18 protein-coding genes are annotated in these 20,673 nt (G+C 70.4%); 9 read left to right on the top strand and 9 right to left on the bottom strand.

Translation table 11 applies throughout. From position 1 onward, the window contains the following. The first annotated feature begins 6 nt into the window (after window positions 1-6). Window positions 7-504 (top strand): GNAT family N-acetyltransferase, encoded by a 498-nt coding sequence (locus tag OHN74_RS22605; protein ID WP_327696371.1) that lies wholly within the window; start codon window positions 7-9, stop codon window positions 502-504. A gap of 211 nt (window positions 505-715) precedes the next feature. On the opposite strand, the gene OHN74_RS22600 is transcribed toward OHN74_RS22605, so the two are convergent. From OHN74_RS22600 to OHN74_RS22580, 5 genes are all read right to left on the bottom strand, one after another. Then, window positions 716-1,555, bottom strand: coding sequence for a helix-turn-helix transcriptional regulator (locus OHN74_RS22600; RefSeq protein WP_327696370.1), 840 nt, complete (start codon window positions 1,553-1,555; stop codon window positions 716-718). 234 nt (window positions 1,556-1,789) lie between these two features. Beyond that, entirely contained in the window at window positions 1,790-2,164 is a 375-nt protein-coding gene (locus OHN74_RS22595) for a nuclear transport factor 2 family protein (RefSeq protein ID WP_327696369.1), read from the bottom strand. 92 nt (window positions 2,165-2,256) lie between these two features. After that, window positions 2,257-3,006 carry an SDR family oxidoreductase gene (locus OHN74_RS22590; RefSeq protein ID WP_327696368.1) on the bottom strand — a complete coding sequence of 250 codons (750 nt, stop codon included), beginning with the start codon at window positions 3,004-3,006 and terminating at the stop codon, window positions 2,257-2,259. A 307-nt stretch (window positions 3,007-3,313) separates the two neighbouring features. Then, on the bottom strand, window positions 3,314-6,385 hold the full coding sequence (locus tag OHN74_RS22585) for a VCBS repeat-containing protein (protein WP_327696367.1): 3,072 nt from the start codon (window positions 6,383-6,385) through the stop codon (window positions 3,314-3,316). 151 nt (window positions 6,386-6,536) lie between these two features. Continuing rightward, entirely contained in the window at window positions 6,537-6,959 is a 423-nt protein-coding gene (locus tag OHN74_RS22580) for an arsenate reductase ArsC (RefSeq protein ID WP_327700234.1), read from the bottom strand. 125 nt (window positions 6,960-7,084) lie between these two features. Between OHN74_RS22580 and OHN74_RS22575 the strand changes: the two genes are divergently transcribed. Continuing rightward, window positions 7,085-7,393, top strand: coding sequence for an ArsR/SmtB family transcription factor (locus tag OHN74_RS22575; protein WP_327696366.1), 309 nt, complete (start codon window positions 7,085-7,087; stop codon window positions 7,391-7,393). Further along, entirely contained in the window at window positions 7,390-8,487 is a 1,098-nt protein-coding gene (gene arsB / locus OHN74_RS22570; RefSeq protein ID WP_327696365.1) for an ACR3 family arsenite efflux transporter, read from the top strand. Before OHN74_RS22575 ends, arsB begins: the two co-directional genes overlap by 4 nt. Before the next feature lie 63 nt (window positions 8,488-8,550). On the opposite strand, the gene OHN74_RS22565 is transcribed toward arsB, so the two are convergent. Continuing rightward, window positions 8,551-8,928 (bottom strand): ArsR/SmtB family transcription factor, encoded by a 378-nt coding sequence (locus OHN74_RS22565; RefSeq protein ID WP_327696364.1) that lies wholly within the window; start codon window positions 8,926-8,928, stop codon window positions 8,551-8,553. A 153-nt stretch (window positions 8,929-9,081) separates the two neighbouring features. Here OHN74_RS22565 and OHN74_RS22560 point away from each other — a divergent pair, with 153 nt between their 5' ends. Both OHN74_RS22560 and OHN74_RS22555 read left to right on the top strand, forming a co-directional pair. Then, entirely contained in the window at window positions 9,082-10,461 is a 1,380-nt protein-coding gene (locus OHN74_RS22560) for an NAD(P)-binding domain-containing protein (protein ID WP_327696363.1), read from the top strand. Window positions 10,462-10,489: 28 nt separating this feature from the next. Beyond that, a complete protein-coding gene (locus tag OHN74_RS22555; RefSeq protein ID WP_327696362.1) occupies window positions 10,490-10,957 on the top strand; it encodes an ArsI/CadI family heavy metal resistance metalloenzyme in 468 nt (155 codons plus the stop codon). Between the two features lie 126 nt (window positions 10,958-11,083). Here OHN74_RS22555 and OHN74_RS22550 read toward each other — a convergent pair whose 3' ends face one another. Beyond that, entirely contained in the window at window positions 11,084-12,283 is a 1,200-nt protein-coding gene (locus tag OHN74_RS22550) for a hypothetical protein (protein WP_327700233.1), read from the bottom strand. A gap of 162 nt (window positions 12,284-12,445) precedes the next feature. Between OHN74_RS22550 and OHN74_RS22545 the strand changes: the two genes are divergently transcribed. Further along, window positions 12,446-13,318 (top strand): calcium-binding protein, encoded by an 873-nt coding sequence (locus OHN74_RS22545; protein WP_327696361.1) that lies wholly within the window; start codon window positions 12,446-12,448, stop codon window positions 13,316-13,318. A gap of 90 nt (window positions 13,319-13,408) precedes the next feature. Here the strand turns inward: OHN74_RS22545 and OHN74_RS22540 are convergent, their stop codons facing one another. After that, window positions 13,409-16,372, bottom strand: coding sequence for a SpoIIE family protein phosphatase (locus OHN74_RS22540; RefSeq protein WP_327696360.1), 2,964 nt, complete (start codon window positions 16,370-16,372; stop codon window positions 13,409-13,411). 273 nt (window positions 16,373-16,645) lie between these two features. Between OHN74_RS22540 and rutA the strand changes: the two genes are divergently transcribed. The 3 genes from rutA to OHN74_RS22525 all read left to right on the top strand — a co-directional run bounded on the left by rutA (window position 16,646) and on the right by OHN74_RS22525 (window position 19,258). Next, window positions 16,646-17,725, top strand: a complete 1,080-nt coding sequence (rutA, locus tag OHN74_RS22535; RefSeq protein ID WP_327696359.1) for a pyrimidine utilization protein A — start codon at window positions 16,646-16,648, stop codon at window positions 17,723-17,725. Continuing rightward, on the top strand, window positions 17,725-18,387 hold the full coding sequence (locus tag OHN74_RS22530) for an isochorismatase family protein (protein ID WP_327696358.1): 663 nt from the start codon (window positions 17,725-17,727) through the stop codon (window positions 18,385-18,387). Before rutA ends, OHN74_RS22530 begins: the two co-directional genes overlap by 1 nt. Window positions 18,388-18,514: 127 nt before the next feature. Next, entirely contained in the window at window positions 18,515-19,258 is a 744-nt protein-coding gene (locus OHN74_RS22525) for an ATP-grasp domain-containing protein (RefSeq protein ID WP_443060568.1), read from the top strand. A gap of 17 nt (window positions 19,259-19,275) precedes the next feature. Here the strand turns inward: OHN74_RS22525 and OHN74_RS22520 are convergent, their stop codons facing one another. Beyond that, the gene (locus OHN74_RS22520) at window positions 19,276-20,646 is read right to left on the bottom strand and encodes a hypothetical protein (RefSeq protein ID WP_327696356.1); all 1,371 of its coding nucleotides are present in this window, start codon (window positions 20,644-20,646) and stop codon (window positions 19,276-19,278) included. Window positions 20,647-20,673: the final 27 nt, after the last annotated feature.

Here is a 20,673-nt window from a genome sequence, read left to right as displayed (position 1 = left end):
TGGATCATGCTTGAACTACGCGCCTTGAAATCAGACGACTGGCCCCTGTGGCGGGAGTTGCGTCTGGCCGCGCTTGCTGAGGCGCCCTACGCGTTCGGCTCGACACTGGCCCAGTGGCAGGGCTCCGGCGACCAAGAGGATCGCTGGCGCGCCCGTCTGTCGATTCCTGGCGCGCACGACCTCGTCGCACTCCTCGACGACCTCCCGATAGGCATGGCCAGCGGAGTGCCGGGCGAACGAGCGGGGAACGTGGAGTTGATCTCGATGTGGGTCAACCCCGCGGCTCGGGGCAAGGGCGTGGGTGACCACCTGATTCAGGCGATCGAGCGGTGGGCGGCGGAGCGCGGTGCCACGGCGATACGGTTGTCCGTCATGCCGGACAACCGCAAGGCGGCCGCGCTCTATGAGCGGCACGGTTTCACGGACACAGGTGAGCCCGGCGATCTTCTGCCCGATGGCGTGGGCAGGGAGCGGGTCATGGCGAAGAGCCTGGCCGCTGTCTGATCTCCACATCCGGGCACGGCGGGATTCCCCACCCGTTCAGGCTGCGGCGGCGAGCACATCGGGGTGACGGGCGTTGGCGTTGGCGTTGGGCCAGGGGTACCTGTCGCCTGGGGCGTTTCGCCGAGGCTGATGGCATGGGCCGAAGCTGGACCCGGACCCGGACCCGGACCTGGAGCCGGACCCCGCCCCAGTCCCGTCCCCGGTACAGGGCTCAGGGAGTGAGCTGTTGGTGGCCTATTACGGAGAGCAGTTCCAGCTTGCTGTGGCTCTCCGTGCCGGGGCGGGTGGTCAGCACCACCAGGGTCTGGGCGCGGTTCTCGGTGAACAGGACCTGGCCGTCGACGTCGATGCGGCCCAGTTCGGGATGGAGGATGGTCTTGCAGTCGTCGTAGCGCTGGGCGACCTCCTGGAGCTCCCAGAAGCGGACGAACTCGGGGCTGTGTTCCTGGAGTTCGGCCAGGATCCGGGCGGCCCGGGGGATGTCGCTGCCTGCCGACAGCGCGACCCGCAGACGGGCCGCCTGGGCCCGGCCGTGGCGTTCGTGGTTCTCCTCGGGGTAGACCAGGCGCTCGGCGGGGTCCATGAACCAGCGGTAGTAGGCGCTGCGGGCCAGGCCGGTGTGGCGGGTCTGGTCGCCGAGCAGCGCGACGGCCAGCGGGTTCATCGCGAGGGTGTCGACCAGGTCGGTCATCACCATGGCCGGGGAGTCGTCCAGGCGGTCCAGGACCCGCATGAGCGTCGGGCTCACGTGCTCGGAGCGCTGGAGGCGGGCCGGGGCGTTGTGGCCGATGAGGACGAAGAGGTGGTCGCGTTCGTCCAGGGTCAGCCGCAGGGCCCGGGCGAGAGCCGTGGTGATCTGGACGGAGGGCTGCGGGGCACGCTGCTGTTCCAGCCGGGCGTAGTAGTCGGTGGACATGCCGGCGAGCTGGGCGACCTCCTCACGGCGCAGCCCCTGCGTACGCCTGCGCGGCCCCTCGACCAGCCCGACATCGCGGGGGCGCAACATCTCGCGCCGGTGGCGCAGGAAATCGGCCAGTTCCTTCTTGTCCATGCCACCCATCCTCGCCGCATCCCGCCCGGCTATCCAGAGACCGCCGATCCCTGGCTGAGCCGCCCTGTCCCGCCGGGGCCCGGCCGCACGACGCCGTGACCGCACCTCACCGCACCTCACCTCACCACGCCTCACCACGCCTCGCCTCACTTCATCGCACTTCACCCGCTCCTCGCCGTGCACGAGCAGGCGGTCAGGGGTTCCGATGGGGCCGTTACAGACCGCCCCTGATGGTCACTTGACCTGTATGACCCGCCTGGAAATTCGCCAGCCGTCCGCCGTACGCCGCAGGGCGTCCACGTAGACGGCGCTCATGACGGTGCCGCCGACGATGCCCAGGGCCTTGGACCTGGCCCGGACCTCGTCGCCCGGCCCCTCCGACACTACGACGTTCGTCGTGTGGTGAGCGCTCGCGTGCCCGTCGGCGCTCAGGACGGAAGTGATCGCCTCCAGTCCGACGACCGGGGCGAAGCCGAAGACGCTGCCGTCCCATTCCGCGTCCTCGGTGAGGACCTCGCCGAGGCGGTCCAGCTCGCGGTCGTCCATGAGGTGGCCCCACAGGGCCAGTACCTGTGCTACTTCGACAGTGTCTTCATTGGTGGGTCGCATGTGGTTCTGCCTGTCTCTGCGTGTCGCGCTCCGCATGTCTCTGCATGCTCTGCATGGCGCGGGGAGGAAATGCGTGGCTGGGGCCTGGGCTCTCAGATGCCGCTGAGCATGGCGAGGACGTTGTCGTAGGAGCCGTTGGCCTCCGCGTCGCGTACGAACCTGGCGCGCTCCACGACGAGTTCCTTCGCGTCGGGGTTCTCGCGCAGGAGGTCGAGGGTCTCGGTGAGGAAGTCGTCCAACGGCATGGACTGGTCGTTGTCCTGCTGGCCGAGCAGGGTCGTGCGCACAGCCGGCGGGGCCACCTCGATCACCTGGACGCCGGCGTCGGCACCGGCGAGCTGGATGCGCAGGCTCTCGGAGAAGGAGTGCAGCGCGGCCTTGGTCGCGTTGTAGGTCGGGGTGATCGGCAGCGGTACGAACGCCAGCGCGGAGGTGACGTTCACGACGGCCGCGTCGTCCTTGCCCAGCAGCAGCGGCAGGAAGGCGTACGTCATCCGGATCGTGCCGAGCAGGTTGACCGTGACGTGGTCCTCGGCGACCGGGAGGGACGCCGGGTCGAGGAGGTTCTCCGTCAGCATGATGCCGGCGTTGTTGACCAGGACGTTCAGCTCGGGGTGGTTCGCCGCGACCGTCTCGGCGGCGCGGGCGATCGAGTCGGGGTCCGCGACGTCGAGGACGAGCGCGTCGATGCCCGGGTGCTCGGCGGTGATCTCGTCGAGGAGTTCCTTGCGCCGGCCGGCGACGATCACCTTGTTGCCGGCCTCGTGCAGCCGCAGGGCCAGGCCGTGCCCGATGCCCGAGGTGCCGCCGGTGATCAGGATCGTGTTGCCGGTCATCTTCATGGGGGTGGCCTCTTCCTTGGCTTTCCTTCGCTTCCGCGGGCGGGTGAGCGCCCACAGCGTCGACCGTAGGAGCGTCCGCGCCCGGGCGGGAGAGGAAGGTTTGTCCAGGGATCGGCGGTCCCTGCCTGGTGGAGGCGGTGCCAACGGCGGTCCCACTGGCCCAGCGGGTGACGGACCTGCTCCCGGCGGGTGACGGACCTGCCGGTGCTCCGGCCCGGTTGACGAGCACGTGATCGGGCCCGGCCGCGGGAGTCGCGGCCGGGCCCGATGGTGCGAGGCGGGAGGTGGCAGGTAGGAGGCGGGAGGCTCAGTACAGCCCTGTGTAGGCGCCCCAGCCGGTGGCGATGCGGGTCTTCGTGCCGAAGGTGCCGGCCGATGTCCCGTTCCAGCGCCACAGGGCGCCCGCGCTGTCCCGGCCGACGAGGTCGGGACGGCCGTCACCGGTCAGGTCTCCGGGGGAGGCCAGCGCGTTGACGCTGATCCCGCCGGCGATCCGGGTCCGCGGGCCGAAGCCGCCCTTGCTGTCGCCGTTCCACCGCCACAGCACGCCCTTGCCGTCCAGGCCGACCATGTCACCCATGCCTTCCAGGCCGTTGCCGCGGAACAGGTCGCCGACGCCGATCAGCCGGGTGTAGCCGCCCTGGCCCGCGACCAGCCTGACCCGTGCGGCCAGACCGCCCTTGCCGTCGCCGGAGTACCGCCACAGCACACCCGCCTTGTCACGGGCGATCAGGTCGGCCCACCCGTCGCCGGTGATGTCGCCGGGCGAGGTCAGCGCGTCGTACCCGCCGAACCCGGTGCCGAGCAGACGGTGCGGGGTCTTGGGCGTGAACGCCTTGCCGCAGGTGCCGTCGTACCGGGTCAGCCGCCCGCCGGAGTCCCGCACGAGGAGGTCGTTGCACACGTCACCGCTCAGATCACCGAACGGGATGAACGTCGACGAGGTGGGCCAGCCGCCCGCCAGGGCCTTGTGCGCACTGTCGATCTTCCCGTTCCCCGTGCCGGGCTGGATCGCCAGACGGCCCGCACTGTCGAAGGTGACCAGGTCACCGATGCCGTCCCGGCCGAAGTCATGACGCTCCACCGACTGTACGGGCACCCATTTGTTGAATATCTGCGTGTCTGTTGTCGTGCCGTTCGCGGCACGGGCGGTGAGTATCAGCCGGTAGTTACCGGTGGAGACCAGCGACCCGTTCTCGGCGCGCCCGTCCCAGTCCACGGCGAGTTTCCCGCGCACCGGTCCGCCGGTGTAGGTGCGTATGACGCCGCCCCAACCGGCGACGGTCAGTTTCCAGCTCGCGGCCGGCCGGCTCAGATGCCAGACGCCCTGGAAGACGCCGAACTTGCGCAGGTCGACCGAGGGAGAGGCGGTGGTGTCGATCGCGGTGAACGGGGAGGTGGTCACCTGCGGCCATTTCACCGTCACGTCACCGGACGCCGTCGTGTAGGCGACCGGACCGCCGAACCGGTCCACGTTCCAGTACCGGCCGCGCAGGTCGGCGGGCGCGTGCGCCGGGGACGGGAGCGGGCCGAGTTCCTCCGTGCCGATCCGGTCGGCGGGGACCGCGCCGCGCAGGTAGGTGATCAGCAGCTTGCCGGCCTTGTCGTCCTGGGTGACCAGATAGCCGTCGCCCAGCCGCGCGTAGCCCCGCGGTACCTCCTGTATCAGATCCAGCTCCTGGTCGTAGACGCCCGCTTCCTTGCCGGGCCCGCAGGACAGGTAGACGTATCGGCCCACCGCCTGCAGGTCGGTCGGGAGGCAGGAGTCGAGCGACCGGCGGAATTCGGTCCCCATGGACGGCAGCGGGCTCCTGTCGAACTGGGTCCTTCCCCCCGCAGCGGTCGCCGTCCACAGCGTGTTCCCCCACAGAGCAGCGGCCGACCAGGGGCGGGTGGCCCATACCTCGTTCCCGTTCCGCAGTTGGAGGGCGCCCTGGGACGTGCGGATCACCGAGTACGAACCGGACGCCGCCACGACCGACGACGCCCGGTCCTCCCGGTTGAGGATGCCGCCCGTCCCCGTGCCGGTGAACCGCAGGCACTCCCCGTAGCACTCGGCGCGGAACGGGTGTTCGGGGTCGGGCACCTCGTACCCGAGGTCGTGCAGCGTCTCCGGCGGTGCGGCGGTCAGCGTGCCGTCGGCCGCCAGGGAGAGCGTGGAGGCGGTGAGTTCGGTGCCGGAGTTCGGGCCGGTCGCGTCCACGTGCTCGGTGCCGAGCAGTACCCGCCCCTGGTCGACCGCGATGCCGCCGGCCTCGTACACCGAGACCGCGGGCAGCGGCGCCACCGGCTCGACGGCCGGATCCCCGTCCGCGCCCAGAGTGACGCGCTGGACCGCCCAGTGCTCGGCGTCCGTACCGCCCTCGATGGAGAAACCGCCGTCGGCGCCGTCGACGAAGACGCCGGACGAGGCCGTCAGCAGCGTGCGCGCCGGGCCGCCGGTCACCGGCACCGCGCGGATGGCGTTCCTGCTGGTGTCGTCGGGGTACAGCACCCAGTCGCCGATCGCGCGGGCCCTGAGACGGGCGGAGTCCGGAACATCGACCAGGTGTCCGGGGACCTCCGGGTGATCGCGGTCGACGACGTAGAGGCGCGAGTTCCGGAGGTTCTTGTCGAGCGCGTAGAAGATCACCTTGTCGTCTGCCAGGTGGGGGTACTCGAGGACACCGAAATCGTCGCTCGGTACGTACGTCAGCGAGGCGGTGTCGAAGTCGAGCAGCGCGGTGCGCCAGGGGTTGGCGCCGTCGGCCTGCTTGTACCAGAACGCGGCCCCCCGGGAGTCCGAGGCCGTTTCGAGGACCGTCCCGCTGAAGTCGTCCGCCACGCCGGTCACCGGCCGGTCGACCGGCTGTCCGCCGCCCGTCGGCATCTCCAGCAGGCGGAGCGTCCACTTCTCGCCGACCTTGCGGGCCACCACCAGGCGGTTCTCGGCGAAGACCCTGGTGACGCGGTCACCGGCCGGCACGTAGAACCGTGTCACCTCGCCGGTGGAGTAGCGCCGGATCTGGTAGACGTTCGTCGTCCCCGAGGCCTTTTCCAGCCCGAGGCCGCCGTTGTAGGTGCTCAGGTACGCGTGGCTCGTGTATTCCCTGGTCGAGCCGTCGAGGCCGGTCCATGTCACCGGGGAATCGGTCAGGTTCGGCTGCTGTACGGACAGATACCCGGCGTCGTCCGCCGCGGCGAGGTACGCCGGCCTCGGCGCCGCCCGGTGCGCACCGGTCAGCGTGACGGTGGGCATGTCCCCGCCGTCCGCCGCGACGGCCTGCCCCGATGCGAACTGCAGCAGCCCGGCCACCACCGCCAGGGTCGCCGCGACCGCGACCGCCCCCGTCTTCGTCCGCCCTCCGCTCGGCACCGTACGCAGAGTCGTGCGTCTCAAGCGTCTCACCCCGTCAGTCCTCCCGTTGAGTGCGCCGGCAGTGCGCCGAGGCTGCCGTCAGGAACGGCCGCCGACCCATGCCGCCTTGTCAGACTCACGCCAACGCGGAACGTTGTACGGGACCCGGGGAATTGCCTACGAAGCCTTGGGGTCAGGCCTCCCGACAGCCGTCGATCTCCGCGATCAGTGCCTCGATACGGCCCCTGATCTCGTCGCGGATGGGACGGACCGCCTCGACGCCCTTGCCTGCCGGGTCCTCCAGGGCCCAGTCGAGGTACTTCTTGCCGGGGAAGACCGGGCAGGCGTCGCCGCAGCCCATGGTGATGACGTAGTCGGACGCCTGGACGGCCTCGGTGGTGAGGATCTTCGGCCGGGCGTCGGCGATGTCGACGCCGACCTCCTTCATGGCCTCGACCGCGGACGGGTTGACCTGGTCTCCGGGGACCGACCCGGCGGAGCGGACCTCGATCCGGTCGCCCGCGAGGTGGCCGAGGAAACCGGCGGCCATCTGGGAGCGACCGGCGTTGTGGACGCAGACGAACAGCACGGAGGGGAGCGGCGAGCTGGAGGACATCGACTTCGACTCTTCCTTCGTCAAGGGTTCTTCCTTCGTCAAGTTCCTGCGCGCGCCCGGACACCCGCCCGGATCGCATCAGCCAAGAGTGACATCAGTGCAGAATGATGTGAAAGTATCAGCCCATGATGACGCCGGTCGACACTGATCTGATCCGGGTGCTGGCCGACCCGCTCAGGCTCCGGATCGTGACCCTGCTCGCCCAGGAAACGCTGTGCACCACCCACCTGATGGAGGAGACGGGTGCCCGCCAGACCAACCTCTCCAACCATCTGAGGGTGCTGCGCGAGGCCGGTCTCGTCGAGACGGAACCGTGCGGGCGGTACACGTACTACAAGCTGCGCGCCGATGTCGTCGCCCAACTCGCGGGCCGGTTCGCCGACCTGGCCGAGTCCGCACGCGCCGCCGCCGGGAACAAGAGGGCGTGCCCGTGACCCGCACCGAAGCGTCCGAGACGGCGCCCGCGACCGCCGAGGAGCCCTCGGTCGTAGCCAAGCTGTCGACGCTCGACCGCTTCCTGGCGGTATGGATCCTCGTCGCGATGGCCCTCGGGCTCGGCCTCGGCCGTGCCGTCCCCGGCTTGGACGACGCGCTGGCCGAGGTCGAGATCGGCGGCATCTCGCTGCCGATCGCCGTCGGCCTGCTGATCATGATGTATCCGGTTCTGGCCAAGGTGCGTTACGACAAGCTCGACGCCGTCACCGGCGACCGCAGGCTGATGGTCTCGTCGCTGGTCGTCAACTGGATCGTCGGGCCGGCCGTGATGTTCGCGCTGGCCTGGATCTTCCTGCCGGACCTGCCCGAGTACCGCACGGGTCTGATCATCGTCGGGCTCGCCCGTTGCATCGCCATGGTCATCATCTGGAACGACCTGGCCTGCGGCGACCGCGAGGCGGCGGCCGTGCTCGTGGCCCTCAACTCGGTCTTCCAGGTCCTGACGTTCGGCCTGCTCGGCTGGTTCTACCTCGACCTGCTGCCCGACTGGCTGGGGCTCGGCGACGGCGAACACCTCGACATCTCCATGGGGAAGATCGCCCTCAACGTCGTCATCTTCCTCGGCGTCCCGCTGCTGGCCGGGTTCCTCACCCGCCGTATCGGCGAGAAGAAGCTCGGCCGCGAGAAGTACGAGTCCGACTTCCTTCCCACGATCGGCCCGTGGGCCCTGTACGGCCTGCTCTTCACGATCGTCATCCTCTTCGCGCTCCAGGGGAGGACGATCACCTCACAGCCACTGGACGTCGCCCGTATCGCGCTGCCGCTGCTGGTGTACTTCGCGGTGATGTGGTTCGGCACCTTCGCCCTGGGCAAGGTCATCGGCCTGGCCTACGACCGCACGGCGACCCTCGCCTTCACCGCGGCCGGCAACAACTTCGAGCTGGCCATCGCGGTCGCCATCGCCACCTTCGGCGTCACCTCCGGCCAGGCACTGTCCGGTGTCGTCGGCCCGCTCATCGAAGTCCCGGTCCTGGTCGCGCTGGTGTACGTCTCCCTGGCCTGGCGGCGGAGGTTCGCTTCCCCGGGCGACTGACGGCAACCCCGCGGGAGCGGCCCCCTGGCTCCCAGTCGTGCCCGGTAGGGCCCGGTCGCGCGCTCAGGCTCCGGTCGCGGTGGTCGCCAGCAGCTTGCCCATCGCGGCCAGCACCGACGGCTCGACCCGGTAGTACACCCACGTACCGCGTCGCTCGGAGGTGAGCAGACCGGCCTCCTTGAGCTTCTTCAGGTGGTGGGAGACGGTCGGCTGGGAGACCCCGACGTCGGAGATGTCGCAGACACACGCCTCGCCGCCCTCGTGCGAGGCCACGGCGGAGAACAGTCGCAGTCGCACCGGGTCGCCGAGCGCCTTGAACATCCGCGCGGCCGTCTCGGCCTCCTCCGCGGTGAACGGCCGCTCGGTGAGCGGCGGGCAGCACGGCGCCACGGCCTCGCCGGGGGCGGGCTCCAGCAGCGGCAACAGCTTCGTATTCGACATGCATCTATGTTGACATACATCGAATCAGTGACGGGAGGAGCCCGGCCCTCCATTCACTTCTGATTCGACGAATGTCTATGTTGACGCTTGTCGATACAGGTGCCATGCTGGCAGAGCGCTAGATCGACAGACATCGAAACAAAGGGGAACCCCGTGGCCACGCCCAGCAACAACGTGCCCGCCACCGACCAGCTGCCCGTCGTGGTCATCGGCGCGGGCCCCGTCGGGCTGGCTGCCGCCGCCCGTCTCGTCGAGCGCGGCATCGAACCCCTGGTCCTGGAGACCGGCCCGGTCGCGGGCAGCGCCGTACGCGAGTGGTCCCATGTCCGGCTGTTCTCGACCTGGGGCGAGGTCGTCGACCCGGCCGCCGAGAAGCTGCTCGCCCCGACCGGCTGGGTCCGCCCCGACGCCGGCGCCTACCCGACCGGCGGCGACTGGGCCGAGCGCTACCTCCAGCCCCTCGCCGACGCCCTCGGCGACAGGGTCCGCTACGGCACCACGGTGACCGGCGTCGCCCGCGCCGGACGCGACCGGATCGTCGACTCGGGGCGCGAGGTGCAGCCGTTCTCCGTGCACGTCCGGTCCGGCGACGGAGGCGAGTCGCTGATCACCGCCCGCGCGGTCGTCGACGCGTCCGGCACCTGGTCCACTCCCGGCCCGATGGGGGCCGACGGTCTGCCGGCCCTTGGTGAGAGGACGGCCGCCGAGCGCGTCTCCTACCGTGTCCCCGACCTCGACGACCCTGCCGTACGCGCCCGTTACGCGGGCAGGCGCACCGCCGTCGTCGGCTCCGGCGCCTCCGCCTTCACCGCGCTCGCGCTCCTCGCCGACCTGGCGAAGGAGGAGGGCGGCACGCACACGGTGTGGATCCTGCGGCGCGGCATCGGGGCGAACACCTACGGCGGCGCGGAGGCCGATCAGCTTCCCGCCCGGGGCGCGCTGGGTCTGCGTGCCCGGGCCGCCGTCGAGGCCGGCCGTGCCGACGCGGTCACGGGATTCCGTACACAGGCTGTGGAGAGAGACGGCGACCGGCTCGTCCTCGTCGCGGAGGACGGGCGCCGTCTCGACCCGGTCGACGAGGTCATCGTCCTCACCGGCCTGCGCCCCGATCTGTCCTTCCTCTCCGAGCTCCGTCTCGGCCTCGACGACCGTCTCCAGGCGCCGACCGCCCTGGCCCCGCTCATCGACCCCAACGTCCACTCCTGCGGCACGGTCTACCCGCACGGCGTGGCCGAGCTCTCGCATCCCGAGCAGGGCGTCTACCTGGTCGGTATGAAGTCCTACGGCCGCGCCCCGACGTTCCTCGCCATGACCGGCTACGAGCAGGTGCGCTCCGTCGCCGCCGCGATCGCGGGCGACCAGGAGGCCGCCGAGCGCGTCGAACTCACCCTCCCGGAGACGGGTGTGTGCGGCGGCGCGGGTCTCTTCGACGAGCCGGAGAACACCGAGCAGGACGGAGGCGGCTGCTGCGCCGCCCCCAGCACTCTCCAGATCGGCGTCGGCGCCCCGGTCGCCGCCTCCGGCGGCTGCTGAACTCCCCACCCGAACAAGGAGGTTCGCCATGACATCCCGTGTACAGCTCGCCCTCCGCGTGCCCGACCTCGCCGCATCCGTGGCCTTCTACACGAAGCTCTTCGGCACCGGGCCCGCCAAACTCCGCGACGGCTACGCCAACTTCGCCGTCGCCGAACCCCCGCTCAAGCTCGTCCTCATCGAGGGCAGCGCGGACGAGGCAACACGCCTGGACCACCTCGGAGTCGAGGTCGAGAGCACCGAGGCCGTCCACGCCGCCACCGCCCGCCTGGGCGAGTCGGGCCTGACCACCGACGTGGAGAACGACACCACCTGTTGCTACGCCCTCCAGGACAAGGTCTGGGTCCACGGCCCCGGCCGGGAACCCTGGGAGGTCTACGTCGTCAAGGCGGACGCCGACTCCCTGGCCAAGCAGCGGGGCAGCACCTGCTGTGCCGGTGCGGCCGAGGCAGACACCGCCCCGAAGGAACCGTCCGTCGCGGGCGGCTGCTGCTGATCCGCCGACGACCGACCGGCACACCGGCGGGGCCGTGACCGGCGGATGACGAGGGCCGGTCACTGGGGTGGGTGACGGGGAGCTGCGATCCAGATCCAGGTCCACCTCGTCGGGGCCGCCGGTTCGTCACCCGCCGCCCGCGCGCCCTCGTACCTGCCCTCCCTGGAGGCCGGACGCACCCCGCGGCGCCTGGGAAGCGTCGGACACCGGCTCCCCTCCCCCGCGCACCACGGAGTGTCTGCGCCTCCGGTCCCGGAGCGGCCAGAACAGGACGTACGCGGTGGAGACGGTGACGAAGCCCAGGCGGACCAGGCCCCGGGCCGCGTCGTCGGGCACCGCGAAGACGCTGCCGTACAGGGTGATCAGCGCGATCCAGCTCCACCAGGGCACCAGGCGCCGCTGCCCGATCACGTCCCACAGCAGGGTGCCGAGCAGGACGGAGGCGGTGTAGTACGTGTAGACGCTGGGGTCGAGCACGATGCGGGCGTTGGCGCCGAGCAGGACGACGGCGGGCCAGCGCCCCCGCCACACCGCGACGCAGCCCAGCGCCAGGCCCACCGCGGCCTGCGCGGGCCGCACCCAGGGAGGGGTCACCGGATCGCCGACGCCGAGGCGGCGCAGCGCGGACGCGGGCTGGTTGGGGATGACGAACTCGGCGGCGGCGAACGAGTGCGGGGCGTCGAGGAAGAACGGCAGCCAGACGACCGCGACCAGACCCGCGCACCAGACGGCCGCGCGCGGCCACTTGGCTCTCGGCAGGGCCAGCAGCAGAGGGAGGAAGGAAAGCGCGGTCGGTTTCGAGTCGACCGCGAGAGCGAGGAAGGCGCCGGTCGCCGCCGCGTCGCCGCGGGTGAGAGAACGTACCGCCAGAGCCGTGAAGAAGAGGGCCAGGACGTCGTCGAGGTGGCCGAAGCGGACCGCGACCTCGATCCACATCGGGATGAACGCCAGTCCCGCGATCAGCACGCGCTGCCGCAGCCGCTGGTGGTTGGTGCCGGTGCCCAGGAAGTACTGGGCGGCGCTGCGGCCGGCCACCACCAGGATCGCCAGGCCGAGCAGGGACATCACGGCGGCGGCCAGGAACTGCCCGACGGGTTCGGAGAACGGGTTCAGCAGGCCCGCCGCCAGGAAACTGACGGGCCCCATCTGGAGTTCGGGGTGATGGGCGTAGAGGTTCAGGCCGCCGTCGGGGCTGCCCGGGCTCTCGTAGATCAACTCCCCGCCGGTGCGCAGATAGTGCCAGGAGAACCCGCCGTGCGGCTCGACCAGGGCGAACCACAGGATCGTCCAGAGGGTGAGCAGCACGAGGTGCGTCCGCTGGCCCATGACCGGCACGTGTCTCCGCGTCTCCTCGTCTCGCTCGGCCCCTTCTTCTAGAGGGTCGTTCGGTGGTGCGGGTTCGCTCCGGAGCACAACCTCAGCCCCGGGTCCGCTGTCTAACGGGTAATCAGAACCCACGGCACCACTCCCGCGAAGGGGCTGCTCGGCATGCGTACACACAGAAGGACCGCCACCGCGACAACCACCGCTCTCGCCCTCACCTTCGCCCTCGGCGCGGCCGCGCTCACGGCCCACTCCGCCCAGGCGGCCACGCCGAGCGCGGGCTCGCTGCGCCACACGGGCGGCGAGCTCTGGTACAAGGGCGCCTCGGGCCAGACCAACAAGCTGACGGTCTCGATGACGATCGAGACCCGTGACAACGAGTTCGACGCCTACTACATCCTCACCTTCCGGGACCGTGCCCCCATCGCCATCGACAGGAGCGCGGCGGACAACGACGAGTGCGTGTACCCGTCGGCGACCGACCACACGGTCGCCCGCTGTGCGGTCGGTGTCCCGGCGGGCTCCGACGACTCCGACATCTACGACGTCGACCTGGGCGACGGAAACGACACCGCGACGATCGCCGCCGACAACACCGCCTACGCCACGATCTACGGCGGCAAGGGCAACGACGTTCTACGGGGCACCAGTTGGGACGTGCTCTACGGCCAGGACGGCAACGACCACCTCAACGGCGGGGGCGGGGTCTGGGGCCTCGGAGCGGACGGCGGTGCCGGTAACGACGTCCTCACCGGGTGCTCGACCGCGTGCCACGGCGGCGCCGGGAACGACTCGCTCACCGGCGGTACGGACGGGGACGGCGACGAGAACGCGCTGTACGGCGACGCCGGCAACGACGTCCTGCGCGGAAAGTCCGGCGCCGACTTCCTCTACGGCGGCAAGGGCAACGACCGCCTGTACGGCGACACCGGCAACGACACGCTCTACGGCAACAGCGGCAACGACGTCCTGCACGGCGGCCCCGGCAGGGACACCCTCTCGGGCGGCCCGGGCAGCGACAAGGTCTACCAGAACTAGCCGTCAGGGGGTGCGGGGAACTGCGGGACCAGCCCCCACCGGCCCGCAGATACCCAGACACCCAGACACCCGGACACCCAGCGGGAGGGCTCAGTTCAGATCCCCGAGCCCTCTCAACTCCGGAATGTCGTCGAACTCCCCCGGGTTCAGAAACATCAACTCCATCGCGTCACCGGGCGCTTCACCGTGCCCGCCCGCCGGAGGCTGAAGCGCCTGCTCCGTCCAGATGCACTTACCGGTCGGCGTGTAACGCGTCCCCCACCGCTGGGACAGCGCGGTGATCAGCTGCAGCCCCCGCCCGCCCTCGTCGGTCTCGGTCGCGCGGCGGATACGGGGCATCGTCAGGCTGCCGTCGAAGACCTCGCAGATCAGCTCGGCGCCGTGCAGCAGCCGGAGTTGGACGGGGCCCTTGGCGTGCCGTACGACGTTGCCGACCAGCTCGCTGGCCAGCAGCTCAGTGGTGGGCGTGAGGTCGTCCAGGCCCCAGGCGGAGAGCTGCTCGCGGACATGGCGGCGGGCCTGTCCGGCCGCCCTCGGGTCCTCGGGCAGCGGCCAGGAGGCGACCCGGTCGCCCGTCAGGGCGTGCAGCCGGGCGATCAGAAGTGCCGCGTCGTCCGCGTTCGGCTGCTCGGCGGGGAGCAGTCCCGCGGTGAGTGTGTCGCAGAGTCCTTCGAGGTCCCCTTCCGTACCGGCCTCGTAAGCACCTCTTAACAGGCGGGCCAGTTGGCCCATGCCCTCGTCGATCTCCCGCTTGGACGACTCGACCAGACCGTCCGTGTACAGCACCAGCAGGCTGCCCTCGGGGACCTTCAACTCGACGGTCTCGAAGGGTGGTTCGGCCGCGCCGAGGGGCGGGTCGGCGGTGAGGGCCGGGAAGTACACCGTGCCGTCGGGGTGGACGACCGCCGGCGGGGGATGGCCGGCGCGGGTGATGGAGCAGGTCTGCGTGATGGAGTCGTAGAGGGCGTACAGGCAGGTGACGTACGACTCCTCGCCCATGTTGCCGACGATGTCGTTGAGGTGGCTCATGATCTCGTCGGGGGGCAGTTCGAGGTCGGCGAGGGTGTGGACGGCGGTGCGCAGCCGGCCCATGGTGGCCGCCTGGGGCAGGCCGTGGCCCATGACGTCGCCGACGACGAGGGCGACCTGGCCGCCGGAGAGCGGGATGATGTCGTACCAGTCGCCGCCGACGTCCACGCCCTGGGCGGCGGGAAGGTAGCGGGCGGCGGCCGTGCAGGCGGGCAGGTCGGGCAACTCGCTCGGCAGCAGGGCGCGTTGGAGTTCGCGGGAGCGGCTGCGCTCGTCGTCGTAGAGGCGGGCGCGGGCCAGGGCCTGGGCGACCAGGGCGCTGATGGTGGTGAGGAGGGTGCGTTCCTCGTCGTTGAAACCACGCGGGCGGTCGAAGCTGACCGAGCAGACGCCGAAGGTGTTGCCGGAGGCGGTCAGCGGCAGGAACGCCCAGGCCGATTTGCCGCTGTGCCGGGGCAGGCGGGCCAGCGGGGGATAGTGGGCGGCGAACTCCTCCGGGGACGAGTAGAACGCGGGCGTCTCGGTGATGATCACGTCGCAGCTGGGCCAGCCGGGCGTCAGCGGGGCGTCGCTGATCCGGTTGAGGAAGCTGTCGTCGTAGCCGATGGCTCCGACGGTGCACAGACGGTCGTCCTCGATGGTCTGGACGATGAGGCCGGCTGCGGCGAACGGCGGCAGTACGCGCCGGGCGACCGCGTCGACGACGTCCCGCGAGGTCGTCGCCTTGGCGAGCGCGGCGGTCAACTCCGCGATGCGGGCGGCGCGTTCGGCCGCGTCGTACTCGGCGGCCCGCCGTTCCTCCTCGTGCCGCCGCTTCTCGGTGACGTCCTGGAGGTAGAGGGTGCGGCCGTCGGGGCCCGGGACCAGTCGCAGGTGGTGGCGGCGACCGGTGCCGGGCACGCGTATGTCGAAGCCGACCGACTTGTCCTCGGCGGCGGCCTTCCGGCAGCGCCGCTCCAGATCGGGCAGTTCCCGCACGGTCGGCAGGTCCCACAGGACCCGCCCGAACAGCTCCTCCTCGGAGAGGCCGAGGGTGCGTTCTGCCTCCAGGTTGGCGAAGGTGATCCGCCAGGCGTCGTCGACCGCCAGGAACCCGTCGCTCATGTGCCGCAGGGCACGGCTGAGGGCGTCCCGGGCGGTCCGCGACTCATTGCTGTCCCAGCCCATGCCGATCATCCGCAGGGGCTCGCCGTGCTCGTCGTACGTCGCCCGGCCGCGCGCCTGGTGCCAGCCGTACGTGCCGTCGAAGGCCCGTACGCGGTACTCGGCCTCGAACACCGAGTGGCCGCGGATCGCCTGGTCGACGAGGGCGAGGGTCGGTCCGAGGTCGTCGGGGTGGACGCAGCGCATCCAGTTCTCGACGCGGGCGGTGTACTCCTCGGGGCGGGTGCCGTACAGCTCCATCGCGGCTTCGTCCCAGATGAGTTCACCGTTCTTGATGTGCCAGTCCCACGACCCGACGCGGACCTCCTTGAGCGCCTGGCGGAGCCGGTCGCCGCTCATCTCGGAGTGCACGGGACCGGCCGGCAACGGCGCCTGGACCATGCGTTCCTCGGCCCAGGCGACGACGGCCCGCAGGAACCGCCAGTGCGCGGGCGTCGGTTCGTGGTGGTCGCCCGTGATGACGGTGAGGGCGCCGATACTGCGGTCACGGCGGATGACGGGCACGGCGGCGAGTCCGCTGCCCGGGATGGGCGCGCTGGACGGGCAGATGGGGACCGTGGGGTCGGCGCCGTCGGCCGCCACTCCGGGGATCCACACCCCGGGGCCGTCGTGACTGTCCTCGTACAGGGCGCGGGCCGGAGCCAGCGGGCCCTCCTGGTCGATGATCTCCCAGGGGCCGGTGAGAGCCGTGGGCAGACCGGTGGCCGAAACCAGCCGCAGGGCCGACATGGGGCCTCGGAGGTGAATGGTTCCCCCGAGCGCGCCCAGCTCCGCCACCGCGTGCTGGAGGGCCAGCCGGAAGACCTCGCTCTCAGCGACACCGGGGTCCACCGAGCCGAGCAGATCCAGCCGTGCGTTCATACTTGAAGTTTTACCGTTCGAATGGCACCTCAAGCGAGACTTTGCAGGAAACTCACGTTCACCTCTGGCCACCTTCACCGGGGCACATGGGCATCAACAACCGTACTCGCAGGGCAGGTTGTGTGACATTCCGCCGTCATAAGGACCAAGTAACCTGCCGTTGAAGGACAGTTGAGATTTGAACGTAACTGACTGTCGAGGACTTCATATCCGAGGATCCGAGGACCCGTGGATCCGTCCAGAGGATCTCTGCGGAACCATCTAAGGAGCGGCATGGACATCGGCGTTTTCATCCCCATCGGCAACAACGGCTGGCTGATCTCGAAGAGTGCTCCCCAGTACCTGCCGAGCTTCGACCTCAACAAGGCGATCGTGCAGAAGGCGGAGGCCCACGACCTGGACTTCGCCCTCTCCATGATCAAGCTGAAGGGCTTCGGCGGCGAGACGGAGTTCTGGGACCACAACCTTGAGTCGTTCACGCTGATGGCGGGCCTGGCGGCGGTCACCGACCGCATCAAGCTCTACGCCTCGACACCGATCCTGGCCCTGCCCCCGGCGATCGTCGCGCGCATGGCGGTCACGGTCGACTCGATCGCCCCCGGCCGCTTCGGCATCAACATCGTGACGGGCTGGGCCCCCGGCGAGTACTCCCAGATGGGCCTGTGGCCCGGCGACGACCACTTCGGCAACCGCTACGCGCGAGCCGTCGAGTACGTCACCGTGATGAAGGACCTGTGGCGCGACGGCGTCAGCAACTTCAAGGGCGAGTTCTACGAGATGGACGACTGCGTCCTCTCCCCGCGCCCGGCGGACGGACACATCGACATCGTCGCGGCCGGACAGAGCGGCACCGGCATGAAGTTCGCCGCGGAGCACGCCGAGTACAACTTCATCCTGGGCAGCGGCGTCAACACCCCGACGGCGCTGGCCGGCAGCACGGCGACGCTGGTCGAGGAGGCGGAACGTACGGGCCGGAACGTGGGAGCCCTCTCACTCTTCATGATCATATCGGCGGAGACGGACGAAGAAGCCCAGGCCAAGTGGCAGGACTACCACGACAACGCCGACCGCGCGGCGCTGGCGTACATGGCGGGCGAGACGGCCACGGACACGACGTCCACCGGAACGTCGACCGCGCGGACGATCGCGCTGCCCGAGGGCGCGGTGAACTTCAACATGGGCACGCTGGTCGGCTCGTACGAGAGCGTGGCGAGAATGCTCGACGAGGTCGCCGAGGTGGAAGGCACCAAGGGCATCATGCTGGTCTTCGACGACTTCCTGGAGGGCCTGGAGAACTTCGGGACGCGCATTCAGCCGCTGATGAAGTCCCGTGCGGGGAGGGGGAGTTCGTAGTGAGTTCGGTACCGGGAACAGTGGGCGGCGGGGCTCAGGAGGAGGACTATGAACGGGCGGGCCTGGCCGGACGGCTGACCCCCGGCGCCTCCCCCGCCCTCCTCCTCGTGGACCCGGCCCGGGCGTACGTCGATCCGGCCTGCCCCCTCTACGCGGGGGCGGGCGCGGAGGGTGCCGCCGAGGCCATGAAGGAGCTGCTGTCCGTCGCCCGCCGGGCCGGAATCCCGGTGATCGTGACGCGCGTCCTGCTGCGCCCCGACGGCAGCGACGCGGGTGTCTTCTACCGCAAGGTGCCGAGCCTGCGGGCTTTCACGGCGGGCAGCCCGTACGCCGACTTCATCGACGGACTGGCGCCCACGGAGGCGGAGTTGACGGTGACGAAGCAGTACCCGAGCGCCTTCTTCGGCACCGACCTGTCCACGTACCTCACCTCCCACGGCATCGACACCCTCCTCATCGGCGGCCTGACGACCAGCGGCTGCGTACGCGCGACGGCGCTCGACGCCATGCAGCACGGGTTCGTCCCGGTGGTGGTCGAGGAGGCGGTGGGCGACCGGGACGCCGGGGTGCACGCGGCGAATCTGTTCGACATCCGGCACAAGATCGGTGAGGTTTGGGGCATGGCCCAGGTGGCGGAGTACCTGCCCCGGGGCGGCATGTAACAGGCAAGAGGGCAGGAGGAGGGGACGAGTCGTGGGCGGCAGCGGGCGGACGGGTCCGGTGTTCCTGACTTCCGGTCAGCGGACCAGTACGTCGGTGCTGCTCGCGGAGGCGGCGGCCGGACGCGGGATGGAGGTGCGGTCGCTGGACTCCGCGTCGGCCTTGACCGGGCTGTCCGGTTCGGGGGACCGGCCGGTGCACTGGTACGGGGGTCCGCTGGCGTACGACCACCGGATCGCCGGTGCACTCGGCCTCGGTCTGCTGGAACCGTCCGACGGCTGGCTCGCCGCGCTGCCGGAGGAGTTCAAAGGACGGCACGTGGAACTGACGACCCTCGCGGAGGCATGGCAGTTTCGGCGCCCGGTGTTCGCGAAGCCGCCGAGCGCCAAGTCGTTCCCGGCGGCGGTGTACGCGGACGGCTCGCGGCTTCCCCGTACGGGCGAGGACGTGGGTCCGGACACGCCGGTACTCGTGTCGGACATCGTCACGTTCGCGCTGGAGTACCGCCTGTTCGTGCTCGACGGGCGGGTGGTGACCGGCAGCCGGTACGCGGTGTACGGGCGCCTCGACCCGGCCCCGCTCGACGGGGACGAACGCGAGCCGGAGGTCCTCCGGTTCGCGGACCGACTCCTCACCACCGAGGGGCACTCCCTCCCGAGCGCGGTCACCGTCGACGTCGGCCTCGTCCAGGATCCCGACCGGGACGGGCGCGAGCAGTGGGCGGTGGTGGAGGCCAACATGCCGTGGTTCTCGCACAGTTACGCGGCTCGGGCGGCGGGCGTACTCGATGTCGTCCTGCGGGCGGCGGGGCCTCGGGGGCGGGTCGGGCGGGGGGACGAGGGGTTTCTGCGGGCCACACCACGGGTTCAGTGAGCCAGCAGGTCAGCCGGTCAGCGGGTTCCCGAAGGGTTCGCCACCCCGGCGAGATCGAGGAGCCGGTGCATGGTCGCGGGCGGCAGTGCGGGATTCGCGGCGGCGCCCATTGCGTAACCCGGGACACCGAGGTACCGGTGCAGTTCCTCGCTGGGCAGTCTCGGGTCCGTTCTCGCCCAGGAACCGACCTCCGGATCGTCGATCAGCCGCAGGACGAGTTCGGGTCCGGCCTCGGGGTCGTCGAGGGCGGCGCGACGCAGCCTCGGATTGGGGTGGTCGGCGAAGCGGGCGAGACCGGGTCTGGCGAAGTTCGGGTGGTGACGCAGGAAGCTCCACTTCAGGCCGTGCCAGTACGTGTACATCTCCAGCACGAGTTCGTGCGGGGCTTCGTCGCACGACTCGCACAGCGTGAGCCTCACGAAGAAGTCCTCGTCCTCGGCCAGGCGGTCCACCACATCGGCGGGCAGATGCCGCTGCCTGGCGATGCTCCGCCGCAGCAGGACATGCCCGGAGGCGGCGGCCCGCCGGGCCACGTCCGGTTCGTGACCACGTTCCTCGATCCAGCTCGGGGCCATGTGGTAGCCGTGCGGCACGACGTACGCGATGGCGGAGCGCTGTTCCTCCGTGAGGTCCTCACGCATCGAGAGGCAGAGCCGGACGTAGTCGTCGGGATCCTCGGCGAGTTGCAGGGCCAGGGCGGTCGGTACCTCAGGATCCTGGGCTGCTTCGCTCCGTACGTAGCGGTTGGAGTCCTGGACCCGTACGGCGGGCTCGGGCTCGGGCAGGGGTTCGGGCTCACCGGGGAGCAACTTGGCTATGGCGTCCTGGACTTGGGGCTCGGGGTCGGCAAGCAGGGCCTCGCGTACGGCGGCCGGAAGCTGCGGCCAGAGCTCCGCGGTGAGGGCGACGGCCCGCACCGAGGCGTCCGCGTCCTCGGCAAGCCGCGCCCGCACCGGTAGTGACAGGGACGGCTGCGCCGCCATCCGCCGGATCTTCACCTCCCGGTCGCCGGCCAGGATCTCCAGCGCTCCATCCGGTATACGCCGACCGAATTCACCCACGAGCACCGCGTAGACCCACCGGACCCGCAGTTCGGGATCACGGGCGAGCAGCGCCAGTTCGTCGACATCGGCGGACGGGTTCTCCGCCACCTCAAGCCGGTGGGCGGTGTTCGGGGAGGCCACCAGCAAGGCCGTCCTCTCCCGGTCGAGTGGGTATCGGGTGAGCCAGGAGGAGGTGTGGTCGGGCAGTTCCTCGACCGCGACCGTGATCAGTCGCGCCAGCACGGATACGGGCAACGCGGAATTGGCCGTCAGCCCACCGAGCCAGTCCTGCGTCAGCTGCTGATCCCCGGCAAACACGTCCAAGGCGTCACTCACGTCACTCATACGCCCATTTTCCCTCAGCCCGGGTCA

Source organism: Streptomyces sp. NBC_00459, from assembly GCF_036013955.1.
Lineage (GTDB): Bacteria > Actinomycetota > Actinomycetes > Streptomycetales > Streptomycetaceae > Streptomyces.
Note: the sequence above shows the minus strand (reverse complement) of the source record. Positions and strands in the feature narration are given on the sequence as shown.

Bases quoted from the DNA above. Each gene is read 5' to 3' on its own strand.
- OHN74_RS22595 (WP_327696369.1), bottom strand. From the start codon at position 2,164: ATGCGACCCACCAATGAAGACACTGTCGAAGTAGCACAGGTACTGGCC.
- OHN74_RS22580 (WP_327700234.1), bottom strand. From the start codon at position 6,959: ATGTCCTCCAGCTCGCCGCTCCCCTCCGTGCTGTTCGTCTGCGTCCAC.
- OHN74_RS22520 (WP_327696356.1), bottom strand. From the start codon at position 20,646: ATGAGTGACGTGAGTGACGCCTTGGACGTGTTTGCCGGGGATCAGCAG.
- rutA (WP_327696359.1), top strand. From the start codon at position 16,646: ATGGACATCGGCGTTTTCATCCCCATCGGCAACAACGGCTGGCTGATC.
- OHN74_RS22540 (WP_327696360.1), bottom strand. From the start codon at position 16,372: ATGAACGCACGGCTGGATCTGCTCGGCTCGGTGGACCCCGGTGTCGCT.
- OHN74_RS22605 (WP_327696371.1), top strand. From the start codon at position 7: ATGCTTGAACTACGCGCCTTGAAATCAGACGACTGGCCCCTGTGGCGG.
- OHN74_RS22545 (WP_327696361.1), top strand. From the start codon at position 12,446: ATGCGTACACACAGAAGGACCGCCACCGCGACAACCACCGCTCTCGCC.
- OHN74_RS22565 (WP_327696364.1), bottom strand. From the start codon at position 8,928: ATGTCGAATACGAAGCTGTTGCCGCTGCTGGAGCCCGCCCCCGGCGAG.
- OHN74_RS22555 (WP_327696362.1), top strand. From the start codon at position 10,490: ATGACATCCCGTGTACAGCTCGCCCTCCGCGTGCCCGACCTCGCCGCA.
- OHN74_RS22525 (WP_443060568.1), top strand. From the start codon at position 18,515: ATGGAGGTGCGGTCGCTGGACTCCGCGTCGGCCTTGACCGGGCTGTCC.
- OHN74_RS22590 (WP_327696368.1), bottom strand. From the start codon at position 3,006: ATGAAGATGACCGGCAACACGATCCTGATCACCGGCGGCACCTCGGGC.
- OHN74_RS22550 (WP_327700233.1), bottom strand. From the start codon at position 12,283: ATGGGCCAGCGGACGCACCTCGTGCTGCTCACCCTCTGGACGATCCTG.
- OHN74_RS22575 (WP_327696366.1), top strand. From the start codon at position 7,085: ATGATGACGCCGGTCGACACTGATCTGATCCGGGTGCTGGCCGACCCG.
- OHN74_RS22600 (WP_327696370.1), bottom strand. From the start codon at position 1,555: ATGGACAAGAAGGAACTGGCCGATTTCCTGCGCCACCGGCGCGAGATG.